This is a genomic window from Pseudomonas sp. NPDC096925, assembly GCF_044762545.1.
Taxonomy (GTDB): Bacteria; Pseudomonadota; Gammaproteobacteria; order Pseudomonadales; family Pseudomonadaceae; genus Aquipseudomonas.
This window is the reverse complement of the sequence record NZ_JBIWEM010000002.1, coordinates 27,067-46,812: the sequence shown is the minus strand read 5'-3', so window position 1 is coordinate 46,812 and position 19,746 is coordinate 27,067. Positions and strand designations below refer to the sequence as shown.

Below are 19,746 nucleotides of genomic sequence, written 5' to 3'. Positions count from 1 at the left end.
GCAGAAACCATCCCTTGTGGGAGACAGCCCAGCCCTTCGGGCTGCGCTGTCGCGCAGCGAACTGAATTCGCAAGCGGTCCGCTCCCACAGGGGCCCTGCCAATTCAATGAGTCATGTGCAGCTCCATGAGAGCTGGCTTGCCGGCGACAGGGCCCTGAAAGGTATCAATAATGAGGCGGCGGCGCCTCGTCCCCTTCGCTGCCGTACTGGCCAACCATCTCTTCGTAACGCTTGATCAGCTCGGCCATCTGCAACTGCAGCCGTTCGATCACCCGCCCCTGCTCGACCACCACGTCATTCAGCGCCTGGATGGTGTCATCCTGGAACGCCTGGCGGGTTTCCAGTTCGACCACTCGTAATTCAAGCGACATTCAGGCCTCCTGGTAGCCGGCAAGTTGCAGCCCGCGCAGGCGCTGGCGAATGGCTTGCACCTGGTCGTCGGTGTAGGCCACCGCCGGGCACTTGCCCCACACCGGTGCCGGCCAGGCGGCGTCGTCGCGCTGGCGCACGATCACGTGCATGTGCAACTGGCTCACCACATTGCCCAGGGTAGCCACGTTCATCTTGTCGGCGTTGTAGCTGGCCTTCAGTGCCTCGGCCAGGCTGGTGGTTTCCTGCCACAACTGCTGCTGCTCCGCAGCATCGAGCTCGAACAGTTCGCTGATACCGGCGCGCTTGGGCACCAGGATGAACCACGGATAGTTGGCATCCTTGCTCAGCAACAACTGGCACAGCGCAAACTCCCCCAGCACCAGGGAATCCTGCTGCAAACGCGAATCGAGGACGAACACGGCAAATCTCCTTGAGGCAGAACCAACCGCTTCACGCGGAAAACAGGCCTGCAAGGATACCTTGCACGTTCCCGGTAACACAGCGCTACTTTTCGCACCAAAATGAGGCCGCCGGTACACCTCCCACCACACTTGCCACCCACAGGTGACGCTGCATGAACAAGTTGCGGTAACACATTGACTTTCATGGCAGCTTTTCAATTTTTAATGATTCTCGACAGCAATACGCCGCCAGACGGCTCCCGCCCCGTGTTTACGGCACTTTCCGACCCCCGGTAGCAGGTTTTGTGAAAATTTCATGAAGCGTTGCGAATTTTGAGCACGCTTGTTGCATTCCTTTCACGCCAAGTCGGCACGACATCTGCAACAGCGGGTGTACGCGACAAATAACAACAGCGACATTGGTTACCAGGGAGTTTCCCCAACCGGAATCGGTAGTTACAGATTCATTACGGTGACAGGAACAGCGCTGGGGTTGTACGGCCCTTGAACCGGGGCGTGATTTGCGACATGGAAATACCTAGAAGCGACATGGTGAAAAAGTTCCGAAAAGGATGTTTATACCCATATCGCCAACAACAGTCTGCGTGCTATACATTTTCGCCGACATAACAAGAAAGAGCTGCCCCATATAACTAAAAGACTTGGACGCAGCGGTACTCTTCCTAAAAACCAAAGGAGCAAATCACGATGCGCGTGATGAAGTGGAGCATGATCGCCCTGGCCGTTGCGGCAGGGACCTCGCAGTTGGCATTGGCCTCTTCCCAGGACGAGTCCAAAGGTTTCATCGAAGACAGCAAGCTGAACGTCAAGACCCGCATGCTGTACTTCAGCCGTGACTTCCGTAACAACGAAGGCGGCCAGAGCCGTCGCGAAGAAACCGGCCTGGGCTTCCTCGGCACCTTCGAGTCCGGCTTCACCCAGGGCACCGTGGGTGTGGGTGTCGATGCCATCGGCATGCTCGGCCTGAAACTGGACAGCGGCAAGGGCCGCGCCGGTACCGGCCTGTTCCCGACCGGCTCCGACGGCCGTTCGCAGGATGATTACTCCAAGGGCGGTGGTGCGGTTAAGTTCCGTATCTCCGACACCGTGCTGAAAGTGGGTGACCAGTTCACCGCACTGCCGGTCTTCGCTACCGACGACAGCCGCCTGCTGCCAGAAATCGCTCAGGGCACCCTGATCACCAGCAACGAGATCGAGGGCCTGACCCTGCACGCTGGTCACTTCACCAGCCTGACCGCCCAGGAGCAGACCAACCGCGACAGCTTCGGCCTGAAGGAAGCCAACGTGGTCGGTGGTACCTACGCCTTCACCGACAACCTCAGCACCAGCCTGTACTACTCGAAGGTCGAAGACTACTGGCGCAAGTACTACGCCAACGTCAACTGGGCGCTGCCGATCTCCGACAAGCAAGGCCTGGTGTTCGACTTCAACATTTATGACACCAAGAGCGAAGGCTCGGCCGAGTACCGCGCGTTCGACGGCGACAAGCTGGACAACCGCGCGTTCAGCCTGTCGGGCGCCTACAACATCGGCGCGCACACCTTCACCCTGGCCTACCAGAAAGTCACCGGCGACGGCGACTATGGCTATGGCATCGACGGTGGCGGCACCATCTTCCTGGCCAACTCCATTGCCCGTTCCGACTTCAACGCCGAAGACGAGAAATCCTGGCAGGCTCGCTACGACCTGAACTTCGCCGAATACGGCATCCCGGGCCTGACCTTCATGACCCGTTATGTACGCGGTACCGACGCCAACGTCGCCGGCACCAGCAACGGCAAGGAATGGGAACGCGACGTCGATATCAAGTACGTACTGCAGAGCGGCCCGGCGAAAGACCTGAGCTTCCGCGTACGTCAGGCCACCTACCGCTCTTCCGATGGCGTTTACTACGATTCCCCATCGATCGACGAACTGCGCCTGATCGTGGAGTACCCGCTGAGCATCCTGTAAGCCTGGCTTGCAGTGCCCCGCACCTGAAAAAGCCCGGCGATCACGCCGGGCTTTTTCTTGGCTGACAAGTGTCACGCCCTGGGGCATCCTGTACGCCTTCGTTTCGCCCCCGTACAATGCGGGGTCATTTCAATGTCTTAGGCAATCGACACGGCTCACCATGCGCACCAGTCAATATTTGCTCGCCACCCAGAAAGAAACCCCTGCCGACGCAGTGGTCATCAGCCATCAGCTCATGCTGCGTGCCGGCATGATCCGCAAACTGGCCTCCGGCCTGTACACCTGGCTGCCGATGGGCTTGCGGGTGATGCGCAAGGTCGAGGCCGTGGTGCGTGAGGAAATGAACGCCGCCGGCGCCCTGGAAGTGCTGATGCCCAGCATCCAGCCCGCCGAACTGTGGCAGGAATCCGGCCGCTGGGAACAGTACGGCCCCGAGCTGCTGCGCCTGAAAGACCGCCACCAGCGCGACTTCTGCGTCGGCCCGACCCACGAAGAAGTCATCACCGACCTGGCCCGCAACGAGCTGTCCAGCTATAAACAGCTGCCGCTCAACATGTACCAGATCCAGACCAAGTTCCGTGACGAGATCCGCCCGCGCTTCGGCCTGATGCGCGGCCGCGAGTTCATCATGAAGGACGCCTACTCGTTCCATGCCGACCAGGCTTCCCTGCAGGAAACCTACGACCGCATGCACCAGGCGTACAGCAACGTGTTCACCCGCCTGGGCCTGGACTTCCGCCCAGTACAGGCTGACACCGGCTCTATCGGTGGCAGCTACTCGCACGAGTTCCACGTACTGGCCGAGTCCGGCGAAGACGACGTGATCTTCAGCGACAGCTCCGACTACGCCGCCAACATCGAGAAGGCCGAGGCCATCCCGCGCGAAACCGTGCGCCCAGCCCCTACCGAGGAGCTGCGCCTGGTCGACACGCCGAACGCCAAGACCATCGCCCAGCTGGTGGAAAACTTCGGCCTGCCGATCGAGAAAACCGTCAAGACCCTGATCGTGCGCGGCGCCGAGGAAGGCAAGCTGGTTGCCCTGGTGGTACGTGGCGACCACGAGCTGAACGAAATCAAGGCGGCCAAGCTGGAACAGGTTGCCGACCCGCTGGTCATGGCTACCGACGCCGAGCTGCGCGAGGCCATTGGTGCCGGCGCCGGCTCGCTCGGCCCGCTGAACCTGCCACTGGAATGCGTGATCGACCGTTCGGTTGCCCTGATGAGCGACTTCGGCATTGGCGCCAACATCGACGACAAGCACTACTTCGGCGTGAACTGGGAGCGCGACCTGCCGGTTCCACAGGTCGCCGACCTGCGTAACGTGGTCGAAGGTGACCCGAGCCCGGACGGCCAGGGCACCCTGGTGATCAAGCGCGGCATCGAAGTGGGCCACATCTTCCAGCTCGGCACCAAGTACAGCGAGGCGCTGAAGTGCCAGGTACTGGGCGAGAACGGCAAGCCGGTAACCCTGTCCATGGGCTGCTACGGCATCGGCGTGTCCCGCGTGGTCGCCGCTGCCATCGAGCAGAGCTACGACGACAAGGGCATCATCTGGAACGACGCCCTGGCCCCGTTCCAGATCGCCCTGGTACCGCTGCGCTACGAGACCGACGTGGTTCGCGAGGCGACCGACAAGCTGTACGCCGAGCTGACTGCTGCCGGCTACGAAGTGCTGCTGGACGACCGTGACAAGAAGACCAGCCCAGGCATCAAGTTTGCCGACATGGAGCTGATCGGTATCCCGCACCGCATCGTCGTCAGCGATCGCGGCCTGGCCGAAGGCAACCTGGAGTACAAGCACCGCACCGAGCAGGACGCCCAGCCGTTGCCGCTCAATGAAGTGCTGACCTTCCTGCAGGCTCGCGTTCGCCGCTGATAACCAATGCACGAGTGATCATGTTCAAGCGAAGTACCTTTCCCCTGGGGGGCGCCGCACTGTGCGGCGCCCTGCTCGTCAGCGGCTGCGCCAACCAGATGTCCCAGCGCAGCGACCATGAGGAGCGCATCGAGCGCAAACTGCTCGAGCACACCCTGCAGATCGATGTCGGCGAGCCGAAGGTGATGGAGCTTCCGCAGCGACGTGTGCGGGTGCATGAGCAGAAGCGCTTCGAAGTCACCGAGTTCGAAGTCACCCGCAGCTATGACCGCTACACGCCTTACCAGCCCTGGCGGGAGATCTACGAGATCCCGCTGGGTGCGGTGGCGGTAGTAGCGGGCGTCGGTGCCAACGTGGTCAACGTCTTTGCCCTGGGCAACCTGCCGGAAAGCATCACCCACGACTGGCTCAGCTACGGCGTGGACGGGCTCAACCCGTTCATGAACGTGCCGTCCAACGGTCGTGCCCAGCAGAACCTGGCCGGAATCAGCGAAGTGCAGAAAGGCAAGCGCGAGGAATCTACCAGCGTGCCCTGGAGCGAGCGCCTGGTCGAGGTCAAGGCCGGCAAGATGACCCACGAGCTGACCACCGACAGGAACGGCGTGCTGCGCCTGAACCTGCTCGACAGCCCGTTCTCCGAGCAGAACCTCAACCACATCGGCACCCTGCACCTGCAGGTGCTGGACGAGGACAATGCGGTACGTGGCGATGCCAGCCTGCTGGTCAGCGCCACCCTGCGCAACAAGCTGCTCGAAGCCCATGAACTGATCTTCGATGACCTGGAAGACGACGATGTCGGCCAATGGGTACACCGGGTCAAGCGCTTGTCCGAACTGGGCCTGGAAGAGGAAGCCAGTGAAATGGAACAGAGCCTGATCGAACTGACCCGCAACGACCCGGAGCTGCAACAGGAGTTTCTGCAGTCGCTGACCAAGGCCACTGGCCGGTTGGTGGCTGATCCGGGCGTGCAGTAACTGCTGCGGGGCAACGCATCCCCCTGTGGGAGCGGCCTTTTGTCGCGAAAGGGCTGCAGAGCAGCCCCGACAATTGATGCATCATTGCTGAAATCCTGGGGCCGCTACGCGGCCCTTTCGCGACACAAGGCCGCTCCCACAGGGGGCCGTGCAGCCAGGCCCAGGCCATTTATTGAGGCGGGAACAGCTCCAGCTGCTCATGCGCCCCGCGCAAGTCGCGCAACCTTACGCCTACCCCCAGCAAGCGCACCGGCTTGCCACCCCGGGCAAACGCCTGCCCCAGCAACTGTCGATAACTCTCCAGGTCCCTGCCCGCCCCCGCCTGCTCCATGGTGGTCTGGCTGAAGTCATGGAACTTGACCTTGACGAAGGGTTTTTCCGGCCGGTAACTGCTGTCCATGCGGGCAATACGCTCGTTCAGGCTTTCCAGCAACTCGGGGAGCCGTGCCAGGCAACTGGCCAGGTCCGGAAGGTCGGTGTCGTAGGTGTTTTCCACACTGACCGACTGCCGGCGGCTGTCATTGTGCACTGCACGCTCATCGATACCCCGCGCCAGCCCCCACAAACGCTCGCCAAAGCTGCCGAACTCGCGCACCAGCGCCAGACGCGACCATTCGCGCAGCTCCAGGCAGGTTTCGATCCCCAACCGCGCCAGCTTGTCTGCCGTTACCTTGCCCACCCCGTGCAACCTGGCCACCGGCAGGGCGGCGACGAACGCCTCCACTTCGCCGGGGGTAATCACGAACAGGCCATTGGGCTTGCGCCAGTCACTGGCGATCTTGGCCAGGAACTTGTTCGGCGCCACACCGGCCGAGACGGTTATATGCAGGGTGCGGGCGACACGCCGGCGGATATCCTCGGCAATACGCGTGGCGCTGCCCGAGTACCACTGGCTGTCGCTCACATCCAGGTAGGCCTCGTCCAGCGACAGCGGCTCGATCAGCTCGGTGTAGTCGCGGAAGATCGTGTGGATTTCCCGCGAGGCCTCACGGTAGGCCTCGAAGCGCGGCTTGACGATCAGCAAGTCCGGGCACAGCTTCAGCGCATGCCGCGACGACATGGCCGAGCGCACGCCATAGGCACGCGCTTCATAGTTGCAGGTAGCGATCACCCCTCGATGGTCGGGCGAGCCCCCCACCGCCATGGGCCGCCCGGCCAGGCGTGGGTCGTCACGCATTTCGATCGCGGCATAGAAGCAATCGCAGTCGACATGGATGATCTTGCGCAAGGACATGGATGACCGTCAGCACTGTAAATTCATACAGATAGTATCGCATGCGCCCTCGGGGTATGCAGCCTGTAGGCGGCATTGCTCGATAATCGGCCTGAAAGCCCCGTCGTGCCTGAGCTGCGCGTCATATTCAAACGCTAAGAGTTTGAACAGGAAAGGTTTTTTTCAGAAAAAAGCTTGACACCCACGGGTAAATCCGTAGAATTCGATCTCACAGGCGCGGGATGGAGCAGCCTGGTAGCTCGTCGGGCTCATAACCCGAAGGTCGTCGGTTCAAATCCGGCTCCCGCAACCAGATTCGAGAAAAGGCCACTGTTCACACAGTGGCCTTTTTCTTTTGCGTCAAATAATGCATTCGTAGAAATATTAAAAAAATCAACGACTAGCGCTTGACATCCATTCTGAAAACTGTAGAATTCGCACCACTGACGCGGGATGGAGCAGCCTGGTAGCTCGTCGGGCTCATAACCCGAAGGTCGTCGGTTCAAATCCGGCTCCCGCAACCATATTCGTCAGAACAAACCCCGCCTGTGTAACAGCAGTGCGGGGTTTGTTGCTTTTCCCTTCCTGCTTTTCGTCGCCCCCAAAATCCCTCGCCCTCCAGCCAACCCGCAGGCTTGAGAGGTCGTGCCCTGGATGAACTATCTTTAACCCTGCCAGGCCGCTGCAAGTGCCTGAGGCCGGAGTAACATTGGATACGTTTTCCTAAGGGACTTTCACTTGGCCACACCTTCCCCTCACCTCGCGCTGCATGCCCGGGGCAATCCATGACTTCGCACAACCCCGAACCCCCGGTGCCGCTTGCCTCGGCGCTACCCGGTGCCGTGCAACGCCTGCCCTTGCTCGAACGCTTGAGCCGCTACCGCCAGCCCATTGGGCTGGTGGTGACCCTGGTGTTGTTCACCATGGGCTTGATCGCCTGTCGCCACCTGCTGAGCGAGCTGGACATCTACGCCCTGCATGATGCCATGCTCAGCGTACCGGCCCAGTCGCTACTCGGTGCCTTGCTGGCAACCGTGCTCGGTTTCGTGATCCTGCTGGGTTACGAGTGGTCGGCCAGCCGCTATGCCGGCGTGAAACTGCCGACGCGCAGCTTGGTGCTGGGCGGTTTCAGCGCCTTTGCCATCGGCAACGCCATCGGCCTGTCGATGCTTTCGGGCGGCTCGGTGCGCTACCGCCTGTATGCACGCCAAGGGGTCGGTGCAGGTGAAGTTGCACGGATGACCGTTTTTGCCAGCCTGTCACTGGGCTGCGCGCTGCCGCCTCTGGCCGCCTTGGCGACCTTGAGCGACCTGTCGGCAGCCTCGGCCGCACTGGGTTTGGCGCCTGGCTTGCTGGCGGGTATCGCCACAGCAGTGCTGCTGGCGTGCAGCGTGCTGGTGTTCGGCTTGTACCGCCGGCGCCTGGCTGAACAACCACTGGCCAATAACCTGCTGGTACAACTGGGCCGCCGCACACTGCGCCTGCCGGGTGCACGCCTGGCAGCCCTGCAATTGCTGATCACCGCACTGGATGTCGCCGCTGCCGCCACGGTGCTGTACCTGCTGCTGCCCGAAGCACCGCCATTCGGTGCCTTTGTCCTGGTGTACCTGCTGGCCTTGGCTGCAGGTGTGCTCAGCCATGTACCGGGCGGCGTCGGGGTGTTCGAAGCGATCCTGCTGGCGGCTTTTGCCGACCAGCTCGGCGCGGCGCCGTTGGCAGCGGCCCTGTTGCTGTATCGGCTGATCTACGTGGTGCTACCACTGCTGCTGGCCTGCGTGTTGCTGCTGGCCAACGAAGCCCGGCGCCTGCTGTTCGCGCAACAGGCTATCAAGGCCGCTTCCGGGCTGGCCGCGCCGATCCTGTCGATTCTGGTATTTCTGTCCGGGGTGGTGCTGCTGTTCTCCGGGGCCACGCCCGAGATAGACACACGCCTGGAGCACATGGGCTTTCTGGTGCCGCACCGTCTGATCGATGCCTCGCACTTCGGTGCCAGCCTGATCGGCGTGCTGTGCCTGCTGCTGGCCCAGGGCCTGCGCCGGCGCCTGTCCGCCGCCTGGCTGCTGACCACTGTACTGTTGCTGGTCGGCGCCTTGCTGTCGCTGCTCAAGGGCTTCGATTGGGAAGAAGCCTGCCTGCTGACCCTCACAGCTACCTTGCTCGCGCTGTTCCGGCGTTCCTTCTACCGCCCCAGCCGCTTGCTCGAGTTGCCGTTCTCGCCGGTGTTTCTGGTGGCCAGCGCCTGTGTGGTCGGCGCATCGATATGGCTGTTGCTGTTCGCCTACCAGGATGTGCCCTACAGCCATCAGCTGTGGTGGCAGTTCACCCTCGATGCCGACGCCCCGCGTGGCCTGCGCGCCGCCATGGGCAGCGCCTTGCTGCTGGCGGCCGTGGCCCTGACCTGGCTATTGCGCACGGCACCGCCGGTGATCCACCTGCCCGACGAAGAGGAGCTGCGGCGTGCCAACCGCATTCTGCTGGCCTCCGACCAGCCCGATGGCGGCCTGGCCCTGACCGGCGACAAGGCGCTGCTGTTCCACCCTCGCGACAACGCCTTCCTCATGTACGCCCGTCGCGGCCGCAGCCTGGTGGCCCTGTACGACCCGATCGGCCCGGCCCAGGAGCGCGCCGAGATGATCTGGCAGTTCCGTGACCTGTGCGATCTGCACCATGCCCGCCCGGTGTTCTACCAGGTGCGCGCCGAGAACCTGCCGTTCTACATGGACATCGGCCTGACCGCACTGAAGCTGGGCGAAGAAGCCCGGGTCGACCTGCGCCGCTTCGACCTCGAAGCCAAGGGCAAGGAGATGAAGGATCTGCGCTACACCTGGAACCGTGGTGGCCGTGACGGTTTGAGCCTGGAAATCCACGAACCCGGCCATGCCCCGCTGGCAGAGCTGAAGGAAATTTCCGATGCCTGGCTCGGCGGCAAGAACGTGCGCGAGAAAGGCTTCTCGCTGGGGCGCTTCAGCCCTGAATACCTGCAGCACTTCCGTATTGCCCTGATCCGCTTCCAGGGCCGCCCGGTGGCTTTCGCCAACCTGCTGGAAACCCATGGCAACGAACTGGCCAGCCTCGACCTGATGCGTGCGCACCCCGAGGCCCCGAAGCTGACCATGGAATTCATGATGATCGGCCTGATCCTGCACTACAAAAGCCATGACTACACCCGCTTCAGCCTGGGCATGGTGCCGCTGTCCGGCCTGCAGCCGCGACGGGGCGCGCCCTTGACCCAACGCCTGGGCTCGATGGTGTTCCGCCGTGGCGAGCAGCTGTACAACTTCCAGGGGCTTCGTCGCTTCAAGGACAAATTCCAACCGGACTGGGAACCCCGCTACATGGCCGTGCCGGCCGGGCTCGACCCGCTGGTGGCACTGGCCGACACCGCCGCCCTGATCGCAGGCGGCCTGACTGGATTGGTGAAACGTTGATGACCCGACGCTTTTGGCTGTACCTGCTGGTTCCCCTGCTGTTGGCCACCCTGGGAGGTGCGCTGGCATTCTGGTTGTGGACGCGCCCGGCTCCCGAGGCACGCCTGGAACAACTGAGCATCAATGACACCCGCATCACCCGCGTGACCCCAGGCGTGCACCCCAAGGCCCGGGTGGCCATCGGTGTACCCCAGGACCAGGCGCTGACCGACAGGCAGCTGCTGGACCTTGCCCAGGCCGGCGAAGCGCAGCTGGTGCAGGTGATCCTGCCGCCCAACGATTGCAGCAAGCAGCAACAGGCCCTGGACCAAGCCCTGGGCCAGCTGTCGGAGAAACCGACCCTGGTCGCTGGTATCGGCCCTGGCGCCGCCCAGGCCTGGCGCTGGCTGGCCAGCCAGAACAACGACAAGGCGCGGGCGATTTCCGTGGACTTCAGCCTGGAACAACCCGGCTGCCAGGCCCCACTGCCGAAGTCGGCCGCCCACGGCCACTGGAACGTCGCCTGGAACGACAACCCGGATGACGCCAGCGCCGCCTTCGTGCGCGACCAGGCCAATGCCGAGACCAGCATCAGCGACTACGACATCCACCTGCCACAAGTGCTCAAGGCCCAGCTGACCCAGGCCCTGGTCGGCCACGACGGCAACGCCCTGGCTATCCCGGTGGTCGAGGTGCCTGCCGGGCAGACCACCGACACGGTTACCCTGTTCCTTTCCGGTGATGGTGGCTGGCGTGACCTGGACCGCGACGTGGCCGGGGAAATGGCCAAGCTGGGCTACCCGGTGGTGGGCATCGACACGCTGCGCTACTACTGGCAGCACAAGACCCCGGAGCAAAGCGCCGCCGACCTGTCCGAACTGATGCAGCACTACCGGCAGAAGTGGGGCACCAAGCGCTTCGTGCTGACCGGCTATTCGTTCGGTGCCGACGTGCTGCCGGCGATCTACAACCGCCTGCCGGCCGAGGACCAGCAACGGATCGACGCGGTGATGCTACTGGCCTTTGCCCGCAGCGGCAGCTTCGAGATCGAAGTCGAGGGCTGGCTGGGCAAGGAAGGCCAGGAAGCGCCAACCGGGCCGGAAATGGCCAGACTGCCGGCGTCCAAGGTGGTGTGCGTGTATGGTGTGGAAGAGGCCGATGAGAGCGGTTGCACCGACAAGACTGCGGTGGGTGAACGCCTCAAGCTGCCGGGTGGGCACCACTTCGACGAAAACTACCCGGCACTGGCCAAGCGCTTGATTGGCGAGATCGAGACGCGCCAGGGCAAGTCCAGCGTGGCTGAGCAGAACTGATAGGACCTTGCGGCCCATTCGCGGGTAAACCCGCTCTCATCGAACTGCACATAACTCATTGAATTAGCGGGGCCCCTGTGGGAGCGGTTTGCTTGCAATTTCAGTTATCTACGCGCCAGCGCAGCCCAAAAGGCTGAGCCATCTCCCACAGGTCCAGCGCAAGCCTTGAAAGCTATGCGGCCCATGTGGGAGCGGGCATGCCCGCGAACACCGGCGAAGCCGGTGCCCTACACCGAGTTGCCGGCTTCGCGGGCACGCCCGCTCCCACATGGGGCGAGTTGAGCCTCAGATCTCGACCTGGGTACCCAGCTCGATCACCCGGTTCAGTGGCAGGTTGAAGAAGCGCAAGTTGCCGTTGGCATTCTTCAGCAGGAACGCAAACAGGTTGCCCCGCCAGCGCGACATCCCCTCCAGCCGTGAGGCGATCACGGTCTCGCGGCTGAGGAAGTAGGTGGTGCGCATCGGGCTGAAGTCCAGGTCTTCCAGGTGGCACAGCTTCAACGCCGCCGGTACGTCCGGTTCGTCCATGAAGCCGAAGTGCAGCAACACGCGGAAGAACCCGTCGCCATAGGCCTCCACTTCAAAACGCTCATGCTCCGGCACCCGCGGCCGGTCCTCACTGACCACCGTCAACAGCACCACCTGGCTGTGCAGCACCTGGTTATGCAGCATGTTGTGCAACAGTGCATGGGGCACCGCATCGGAGCGCGCCGTAAGGAACACCGCCGTGCCTTCGACCCGGTGCGGCGGCTGAATGCGTATGCTGCTGATGAACAGCTGCAGCGGCAGCGCGCCTTCGTCGATACGCTCCATCAGGATCTGCTTGCCGCGCTTCCAGGTGCTCATCAACAGGTACAGCACGCCACCAGCCAGCACCGGGAACGCACCACCCTGGATGATCTTCGGTACGTTGGCGGCGAAGAACAGCCCATCCACCAACAGAAAACCCATCAGGATCGGCACCGCCAGCACCGGTGGCCACTTCCATAGCAGCAGCATCACCGCCGAAACCAGGATGGTGGTCATCAGCATGGTACCGGTCACAGCCACGCCGTAAGCCGCCGCCAGGGCACCGGATGACTCGAAACCGAGCACCAGCAGTACCACGCCGACCATCAGCGTCCAGTTAATCGCGCCGATGTAGATCTGCCCCTGTTCATCGCTGGAGGTGTGCTGGATCTGCATGCGTGGGATGTAGCCCAGCTGGATGGCCTGGCGGGTCAGGGAGAACGCCCCCGAGATCACCGCCTGCGAAGCGATCACCGTGGCCATGGTAGCCAGGCCGACCATCGGCAGCAGTGCCCAACCCGGCGCCAGCAGGTAGAACGGGTTACGTGCCGCATCCGGGTCCTGCAGCAGCAACGCGCCCTGACCAAAGTAATTGAGCACCAGCGCCGGCAGCACCAGGGCGAACCAGGCCCGGGCGATCGGCTTGCGGCCAAAGTGGCCCATGTCGGCGTACAGCGCCTCGGCACCGGTCAGCGCCAGCACCACCGCGCCGAGGACGGCCACGCCGATGCCGGGGTGGACCACGAAGAAGTTCACTGCCCAGACCGGGTTGAACGCCTTGAGCACTTCCGGGCTCTGCGAGATGCCATGCACCCCCAGCGCGCCCAGCGCCACGAACCAGGTGACCATGATCGGGCCGAACAGCTTGCCGATCTTCTCGGTGCCGTGCTTCTGCACCAGGAACAGCGCCACCAGTATCACCAGCGAAATCGGTACCACCCAGTGATCGATACCATCGAACGCCAGCCCCATGCCTTCCACCGCCGACAGCACAGACACCGCCGGCGTGATCATACTGTCGCCATAGAACAGCGAAGCGCCGATCAACCCGCACACCACCATCAACGTGCGCAACCTCGGGTAGGCCGCCGTGGCCCGCCGCGCCAGCGCGGTCAACGCCATGGTACCGCCCTCGCCCTGGTTGTCGGCGCGCAGGATGAACATCACGTACTTGAACGACACCACCCACAGCAGCGACCACAGGATCAGCGACAGGATCCCCAGCACGCCGTCATGGTTGACCGGTACTCCGTACCCGCCGCTGAAGACTTCCTTGAGGGTATACAACGGGCTGGTACCGATATCGCCATAAACTACCCCGACCGCCGCCACGAGCAGGCTCATCGACCGCATCGCCCCCTGCTTCCCCTCGTGCCCGCCCTCGGCGTGACTGCTTGCCTGAACCATCGACCACTCCCGCAGACGGCCTTGCAAGGCCAGTAGAATTCCCCATGCGCCAGGTGATACGGATACCCCCGACGCAATGGCGCGAAGCATAGCGCAGCGTTCGTCGTATTTCTGCTGGTCAAGCGATCCTGCGCTCGCTAGAATTGCGCACTTTTTGATCAGAGGCGCCAAAAGCGCCCGTCAAGATCGCCCGCGATTCCGGTCGGGCGACCTGCATTCAATACCGAGGTTAGTCATGTCCACCACGCCCGCCACCCCCAAGGTAGGTTTCGTAAGCCTGGGTTGCCCAAAAGCCCTGGTCGATTCCGAGCGCATCCTGACCCAGCTGCGCATGGAAGGCTATGAAGTCGTGCCCACCTACGAGGACGCCGACGTGGTGGTGGTCAACACCTGCGGCTTCATCGACAGCGCCAAGGCCGAGTCGCTGGAAGTGATCGGCGAAGCGATCAAGGAAAACGGCAAGGTCATCGTCACCGGCTGCATGGGTGTCGAGGAAGGCAGCATCCGTGACGTGCACCCGAGCGTGCTGTCGGTTACCGGCCCGCAGCAGTACGAGCAGGTGGTCAGCGCCGTGCACGAAGTCGTGCCGCCACGCCAGGATCACAACCCGCTGATCGACCTGGTACCACCTCAGGGCGTCAAGCTGACCCCTCGCCACTATGCGTACCTGAAGATTTCCGAAGGCTGCAACCACAGCTGCAGCTTCTGCATCATCCCGTCGATGCGCGGCAAGCTGGTCAGCCGCCCGGTCGGCGAAGTGCTGAGCGAGGCAGAGCGCCTGGTCAAGGCCGGGGTCAAGGAGATCCTGGTGATTTCCCAGGACACCAGCGCCTACGGCGTCGACGTCAAGTACAAGACCGACTTCTGGAACGGCCGCCCGGTCAAGACCCGCATGCTCGAACTGTGCGAAGCCCTGAGCAGCCTGGGCGCCTGGGTCCGCCTGCACTACGTGTACCCGTACCCGAACGTCGACGACGTGATCCCGCTGATGGCCGCCGGCAAGATCCTGCCGTACCTGGACATCCCGTTCCAGCACGCCAGCCCGAAGGTGCTCAAGGCCATGAAGCGCCCGGCCTTCGAAGACCGCACCCTGGCGCGTATCAAGAACTGGCGCGAGCAGTGCCCGGAGCTGGTGATTCGCTCCACCTTCATCGTCGGCTTCCCGGGCGAGACCGAGGAAGACTTCCAGTACCTGCTGGACTGGCTGACCGAAGCCCAGCTGGACCGCGTTGGCTGCTTCCAGTACTCGCCGGTGGAGGGCGCCCCGGCCAACGACCTGGGCCTGGAAGAAGTACCGGACGACGTCAAGCAGGAGCGCTGGGACCGCTTCATGGCCCACCAGCAGGCCATCAGCGCCGCCCGCCTGCAACTGCGCATCGGCAAGGAAATCGACGTGCTGATCGATGAAGTGGAAGAGCAAGGCTCGGTTGGCCGCAGCTTCTTCGATGCCCCGGAGATCGACGGCAGCGTGTTCATCGATGGCGACCACGGCTTCAAGCCGGGTGACAAGGTACGTTGCCGCGTAGTAGATGCCGACGAATACGACATGTGGGCTGAACCCATCTGACGCAGCCGGAGCCTGAAAAGCCCCTGCCCCGGTATTCCCCGCAAGGAACTGCCGGTGCAGGGGCTTTTTCGTCAGAACGCATGAAATAGCATCAGGCCACCCTCTGCATCCGGGCTGGCATCCGAGAAGCCCTTGACTGCGTAGAGTTGCACTTTCCACTGCTGGTTGAGCTTGTGGGTCAGGAACAGGGTAAGTTCCTTGATCTGTGCGCCCGTCGAGACGACTTTCTGCCGCCAGTCGTAGGAGGCACCCGCCGAAGTGCCTGCGGCCACCGGCATGGCGAAGCCGAGACTGGCAAATACCGGGTCGTCGAAATCGCTGTCGGGCGGGTCGCCGAACTTCTTCCAGCCCAGGGTCGCGAAGCCGGTCACCGGGCCAAAGGCCTTGGCGATGTCGACCTGGCCGGTGTAGTCGTATTCACCGGTGCCCAGACACTGGTCTTCATCGGCAGTGGGGAATTTGACCTTGCCGATCAGGTCCAGCATCAGGCCGCCGTCACTGCCATCGAGCAGGGCATAACCGGCGCTGGCAACCGTATCTCCCAGCCCGCTTTCCACATCCCGGCAGCCACCGGGCAAGGGGTCGCCATTCGGGCCCACTTCAGGGTTGGTGATGCGCAGCCAGGGCACGGTGACCTTGTAGGTCATGGGGCCGGTTTCATACTTGCCGACCACGGGGACGTACCAGATTTCCGAGGTGGTACCCGTGCCATAGTCGCCACTTGAATAGTCCATGCCGATGGCGGCGCTGAAGGTATCGCCCAGGACCGAGGCGCTGGTGCATGACAGCAAGCAGGCGAAAAGAGGGAGCGTGGGTCTCATCTGCACCTCGGTATTCCGGCGGGAAGTGTGATCGCACTTACCCAGCCTAGTTGCCTAATGCCCGGACCGCTCTGGATGCTCCACTTTTTCGATTTTCTCTACCGTCTCGGGCCTTTCGACCTTTTCGACCTTTTCGACCTTTTCGACCTTTTCGACTTTCTCGACCTTCTCTACTCTTTCGACCTTCTCGACTTTTTCTACCTTCTCGACTTTCTCAGGCTTTTCGATTTTCTCGACTTTTTCGGGCTTCTCCACCTTCTCGACTTTTTCTACCTTTTCAACCTTCTCTACTTTTTCCACCCGTTCAAGCTCGACCTTCTCTACCCGACCAGAGCTCCCACTATTGCTGCTCTCGGGCTGCTCCACGGTGTCGACATGTTCCGACTTCCCGGACTTGTCCAGGCTTTCAGTACTGTCACGACCGCTGGAATCGTCAACGCCGCCGTGCCCGCTGTGATCATCACTGCTTTCAATGCGAACGCTGGTCGCATCGCGCCCGCCATGCCCGCTATTGCTGGCGCCTTCAGATTCACCAGTGCCGTGCTCGCTGCCCCGCCCCGAATGCCCTCTGTCCGGGTTGTCGGCACGGTCGTCATGGAACTCCACGCGGGTTGCCCGCAGCTCGTGCTTGCCACTGAACACCCCGCTCACCCGCACACGTTGATCGAGCGCCAATGCCGCGGGCTGCTTGCCAACGATCACGGTGCCCTGCCCCAGCGTCACCTTGATGCCGGCGACCACCAACTGCTGTGCGTGGCTGCGCTGTACCAGCCCCTCGATCACCGCCGTCTGCACACGACCAGCAAAAGGCAGGCTCGGGTCTGGGCGGGTTTGCGCCACTTCCAACTGACGCCCGGTCCACTGCCCACGCACCAGCACTTCCCGCGCGGGTGCCACGCGGGTTCCCAGCTTCAGCCCCTGGAGGCTACCAGTACGATCAACCGCACCGATGGCACTGGCTTCCCTGAGCCCCGGCGCCCGTTCGATACGACTGGCTACCACTTCGCCCCTGGCATCGCGCAGGCCACTGACCCTGACCGGCTCGCCCGGGCGCAGCCCTTCAGCCACCCGCGCGCCTGCAGCAAGCCGCACAGGTTGGCCCATGACCCGCAGAGGGGCCGAAGCATTCGGCAGTGCCGTCAGCGGCCCTTCGTAAACGTTGAGGATCGAGATGCGCCCTGCTTGCAGGCCGCGTTTGCTGGCAAATGCCTCCACCGCAACAACCTGGCCGATTGCCAGGTGAGCGCTACTGGCAGGCGCACCGTTTTCACTCACCGGTACGTCTTTGCCAAAGTGCACTTCCAGGCCATTGACGCAGATCGAAGCGAACCCGGTGATGGTGCCGACGATGCCCGTGCCACCGGTGCCGCCCGGGCGCAGGATCGGCGCGCCGGTACCGCCGACACCGCCGTGATCGATAAAGGTGCCGTCCACACCGTCGGCCACCGCACCGGTCCCGCCTGTGCCGCCGGGACGCTGCTGCAGCGGCGCACCGGTGCCACCCACACCACCGTTTTCACTGCGTACCCCAGTACCACCGACACCGCCCGTTCTGGCCCCGGTACCACCAATACCACCCGGAAACTGCAAGCCCGCTGCCCCCGCCATACCCACTTCGTCACGGCTGACACACACCGGTGCTGCGGCCACCTCGGCAGGCGCCATCAGGTTCAGCCCGAAACCCAGGGCCAGTGTGACGACACTGAGGCAGCGCGCGAGGAAAGTCATGGGTCTGGTGTCTTCGACAGATCGGGGTCGGTGGTTTCAGTGTAGAAATAAAGCCCGACAGTGATGCGCTGACGCTGCTCGGCGCTGGGTACATCGGCATCTTCCAGGTCTGATGCAAGCCGGCTGAAGGCAAGCAGCGTCTGCATGCCTTCCTTGTCCACCGCTTCGCGCAGATGGTCGACGCTGGCCGGGCTCAAAGCGTCGTAGTGCACACTGCGTTCAAAGAACGACTGCCCTTCACCTGTCAGGTTGTGCACTGCTGCGCAGGCATGGTCATGCAGGTTGTGGCCGAAGTACGCAGCCTTTTCATCAAAGCCCTTCTGCGGCACGAATGCCTGGGCTTCCAGGTGGACACAGTCCTGCTCGTCGAGCCGGACGATGCCCAGGCGCAACCACTCATCCAGCACCACCCGCCCGCGAATGTCGGTACTGATCTTCGCCACCAGGGCATCGAAAGAGCAATCGCCGCCGACACTCGCCAGGCGCGGTAACGGCAGCGCCTGGCCAGGCTCCGAGCAGAACGGTTTGCCAGTGGTCCACATATTGACCAACTGTGCGCCTAACGTGATGTTTTCCGGCAGCGCAGCGAGCGACGTGCCACCCTCGCTGCGCAAACGCCGTACATCCTTGCGATGCACGCCTGTAAGCAGGCTGACACGGCTGTCGGTCGGCACCGTGCCATCCAGGCGAAACTCGCGATGGGCCACATCGACGAACACTTCCTTGAGCAAGTCGGCGAACATCGTATAGGTGACCCCTTTGCGCAGCATCAGGCGCACCAGAGGGCGCATGACACGCCGCAGTGCGCTTAACATCGAAGGGGGGATGGTAGGCGATTGCATTGAGCGCGTTCCTTGACAGATGAACCCAGTATACGACGCGGGAAAACATCCCACACCAACTGTGACCCTATCCCGGACGAGATGAGGGATGGTCTTCAGCGCTCATTGCATTCGCGTTGAGTGGGGCTGCCGTGCATCCGAACCTGGCCTCATGCAGGCCCGCCCCGAGGGCGCTGCATGAAACCGTTCAGAGCCAGTCAGCTCCGGCTGTTGTCATCACCCGGTTCGCCTGCGGCATGCTCACCGCGGTCATCACCCGGTTCGCCACCCAGATGGTCGCCACGATCATCACCAGGTTCACCACCAACGTGATTGCCGCGGTCATCGCCAGGCTCACCGCCAACATGATTGCCATGATCGTCCCCGGGCTCACCGCCAACGTGATTGCCATGATCGTCACCGGGTTCACCGCCAACGTGATTGCCGTGATCGTCCCCAGGCTCACCGCCAACGTGATTGCCATGATCATCACCCGCTTCAGCGTGGTTACCGCTGCGCCCAGAGTTTGAGGGACCGTCATGGCCGCGACCACTGTTGCCGGCATGGCCATCGCCATCGCCGTGGCCGCCGTGGCCGCCGCCTTCACCACCATGGCCGCCACCACCATGACCACCACCGCCGCCACCGTGACCACCGCCACCGCCGCCGCCACCATGGCCGCCACCGCCGCCACCGTGACCACCACCGCCGCCACCATGGCCGCCACCGCCACCACCGTGACCACCACCGCCGCCACCATGGCCGCCACCGCCACCACCGTGACCACCGCCGCCACCACCATGGCCGCCACCGCCGCCGCCATCCTTGGCGTAGGCACTGGAACCATTGGATATCGAGTCAGGGATCAGAACGATGGAAGTCGACAGCACGCCAGCAACGGCAGCCGCCAATAGCGCCTTTTTGAACAGCATATGGATGTGCATGTTTCGTCTCCAGGTCGTCGCCATGAGAAACGCCAAATCAAGCCGGAAATTCTGTGTTCAGTTTTTTGCTTCTTTCTGCGTGGGATTTTTTCCCACGTAAAAGTAATAGACCTCTACACCCCGAGGTTCAAGCACCGCA

Annotated in this window: 14 protein-coding genes and 2 tRNA genes; 8 read left to right on the top strand and 8 right to left on the bottom strand. The window is 62.8% G+C overall.

The window, feature by feature from the left end; genetic code table 11:
* Positions 1-164: 164 nt before the first annotated feature.
* Positions 165-371 (bottom strand): SlyX family protein, encoded by a 207-nt coding sequence (locus tag ACIQYU_RS06210; RefSeq protein WP_063913024.1) that lies wholly within the window; start codon positions 369-371, stop codon positions 165-167.
* Positions 372-791 carry an HIT domain-containing protein gene (locus ACIQYU_RS06205; protein WP_207830731.1) on the bottom strand — a complete coding sequence of 140 codons (420 nt, stop codon included), beginning with the start codon at positions 789-791 and terminating at the stop codon, positions 372-374. It lies immediately after the preceding gene.
* Between the two features lie 690 nt (positions 792-1,481).
* Between ACIQYU_RS06205 and ACIQYU_RS06200 the strand changes: the two genes are divergently transcribed.
* The 3 genes from ACIQYU_RS06200 to ACIQYU_RS06190 all read left to right on the top strand — a co-directional run bounded on the left by ACIQYU_RS06200 (position 1,482) and on the right by ACIQYU_RS06190 (position 5,597).
* Positions 1,482-2,747, top strand: coding sequence for an OprD family porin (locus ACIQYU_RS06200; protein WP_207830729.1), 1,266 nt, complete (start codon positions 1,482-1,484; stop codon positions 2,745-2,747).
* Positions 2,748-2,907: 160 nt separating this feature from the next.
* Positions 2,908-4,623, top strand: coding sequence for a proline--tRNA ligase (locus tag ACIQYU_RS06195; RefSeq protein WP_063913027.1), 1,716 nt, complete (start codon positions 2,908-2,910; stop codon positions 4,621-4,623).
* Between the two features lie 20 nt (positions 4,624-4,643).
* The gene (locus tag ACIQYU_RS06190) at positions 4,644-5,597 is read left to right on the top strand and encodes a hypothetical protein (protein ID WP_063913028.1); all 954 of its coding nucleotides are present in this window, start codon (positions 4,644-4,646) and stop codon (positions 5,595-5,597) included.
* Positions 5,598-5,766: 169 nt separating this feature from the next.
* Here ACIQYU_RS06190 and dinB read toward each other — a convergent pair whose 3' ends face one another.
* Entirely contained in the window at positions 5,767-6,825 is a 1,059-nt protein-coding gene (dinB, locus tag ACIQYU_RS06185; protein ID WP_172827523.1) for a DNA polymerase IV, read from the bottom strand.
* A 221-nt stretch (positions 6,826-7,046) separates the two neighbouring features.
* On the opposite strand from dinB, the gene ACIQYU_RS06180 reads away from it, so the two are divergent.
* The 4 genes from ACIQYU_RS06180 (at position 7,047) to ACIQYU_RS06165 (ending at position 11,530) form a co-directional block, all read left to right on the top strand.
* Positions 7,047-7,123 (top strand) — tRNA-Met (locus tag ACIQYU_RS06180).
* Between the two features lie 134 nt (positions 7,124-7,257).
* Positions 7,258-7,334 (top strand) — tRNA-Met (locus ACIQYU_RS06175).
* A gap of 261 nt (positions 7,335-7,595) precedes the next feature.
* A complete protein-coding gene (gene mprF / locus ACIQYU_RS06170; protein WP_233693768.1) occupies positions 7,596-10,238 on the top strand; it encodes a bifunctional lysylphosphatidylglycerol flippase/synthetase MprF in 2,643 nt (880 codons plus the stop codon).
* Complete coding sequence (locus ACIQYU_RS06165) at positions 10,238-11,530, top strand: virulence factor family protein (protein ID WP_207830724.1); 1,293 nt, start codon at positions 10,238-10,240, stop codon at positions 11,528-11,530. Before mprF ends, ACIQYU_RS06165 begins: the two co-directional genes overlap by 1 nt.
* 285 nt (positions 11,531-11,815) lie before the next feature.
* Here the strand turns inward: ACIQYU_RS06165 and ACIQYU_RS06160 are convergent, their stop codons facing one another.
* Positions 11,816-13,726, bottom strand: a complete 1,911-nt coding sequence (locus ACIQYU_RS06160) for a potassium transporter Kup (protein WP_207830722.1) — start codon at positions 13,724-13,726, stop codon at positions 11,816-11,818.
* Positions 13,727-13,961: 235 nt separating this feature from the next.
* On the opposite strand from ACIQYU_RS06160, the gene rimO reads away from it, so the two are divergent.
* Positions 13,962-15,293: a 30S ribosomal protein S12 methylthiotransferase RimO gene (gene rimO, locus ACIQYU_RS06155; RefSeq protein WP_063913033.1), complete on the top strand. Its 1,332-nt coding sequence runs from the start codon at positions 13,962-13,964 to the stop codon at positions 15,291-15,293.
* Between the two features lie 71 nt (positions 15,294-15,364).
* On the opposite strand, the gene ACIQYU_RS06150 is transcribed toward rimO, so the two are convergent.
* From ACIQYU_RS06150 to ACIQYU_RS06135, 4 genes are all read right to left on the bottom strand, one after another.
* Positions 15,365-16,114, bottom strand: coding sequence for a hypothetical protein (locus ACIQYU_RS06150; RefSeq protein ID WP_063913034.1), 750 nt, complete (start codon positions 16,112-16,114; stop codon positions 15,365-15,367).
* Between the two features lie 54 nt (positions 16,115-16,168).
* Positions 16,169-17,842 carry a DUF5666 domain-containing protein gene (locus tag ACIQYU_RS06145; protein ID WP_241105927.1) on the bottom strand — a complete coding sequence of 558 codons (1,674 nt, stop codon included), beginning with the start codon at positions 17,840-17,842 and terminating at the stop codon, positions 16,169-16,171.
* A complete protein-coding gene (locus ACIQYU_RS06140; protein ID WP_402798569.1) occupies positions 17,839-18,684 on the bottom strand; it encodes a DUF6502 family protein in 846 nt (281 codons plus the stop codon). The genes ACIQYU_RS06145 and ACIQYU_RS06140 overlap by 4 nt, the downstream gene beginning before the upstream one ends.
* Before the next feature lie 197 nt (positions 18,685-18,881).
* Entirely contained in the window at positions 18,882-19,595 is a 714-nt protein-coding gene (locus ACIQYU_RS06135) for a hypothetical protein (protein ID WP_402799482.1), read from the bottom strand.
* Positions 19,596-19,746: the final 151 nt, after the last annotated feature.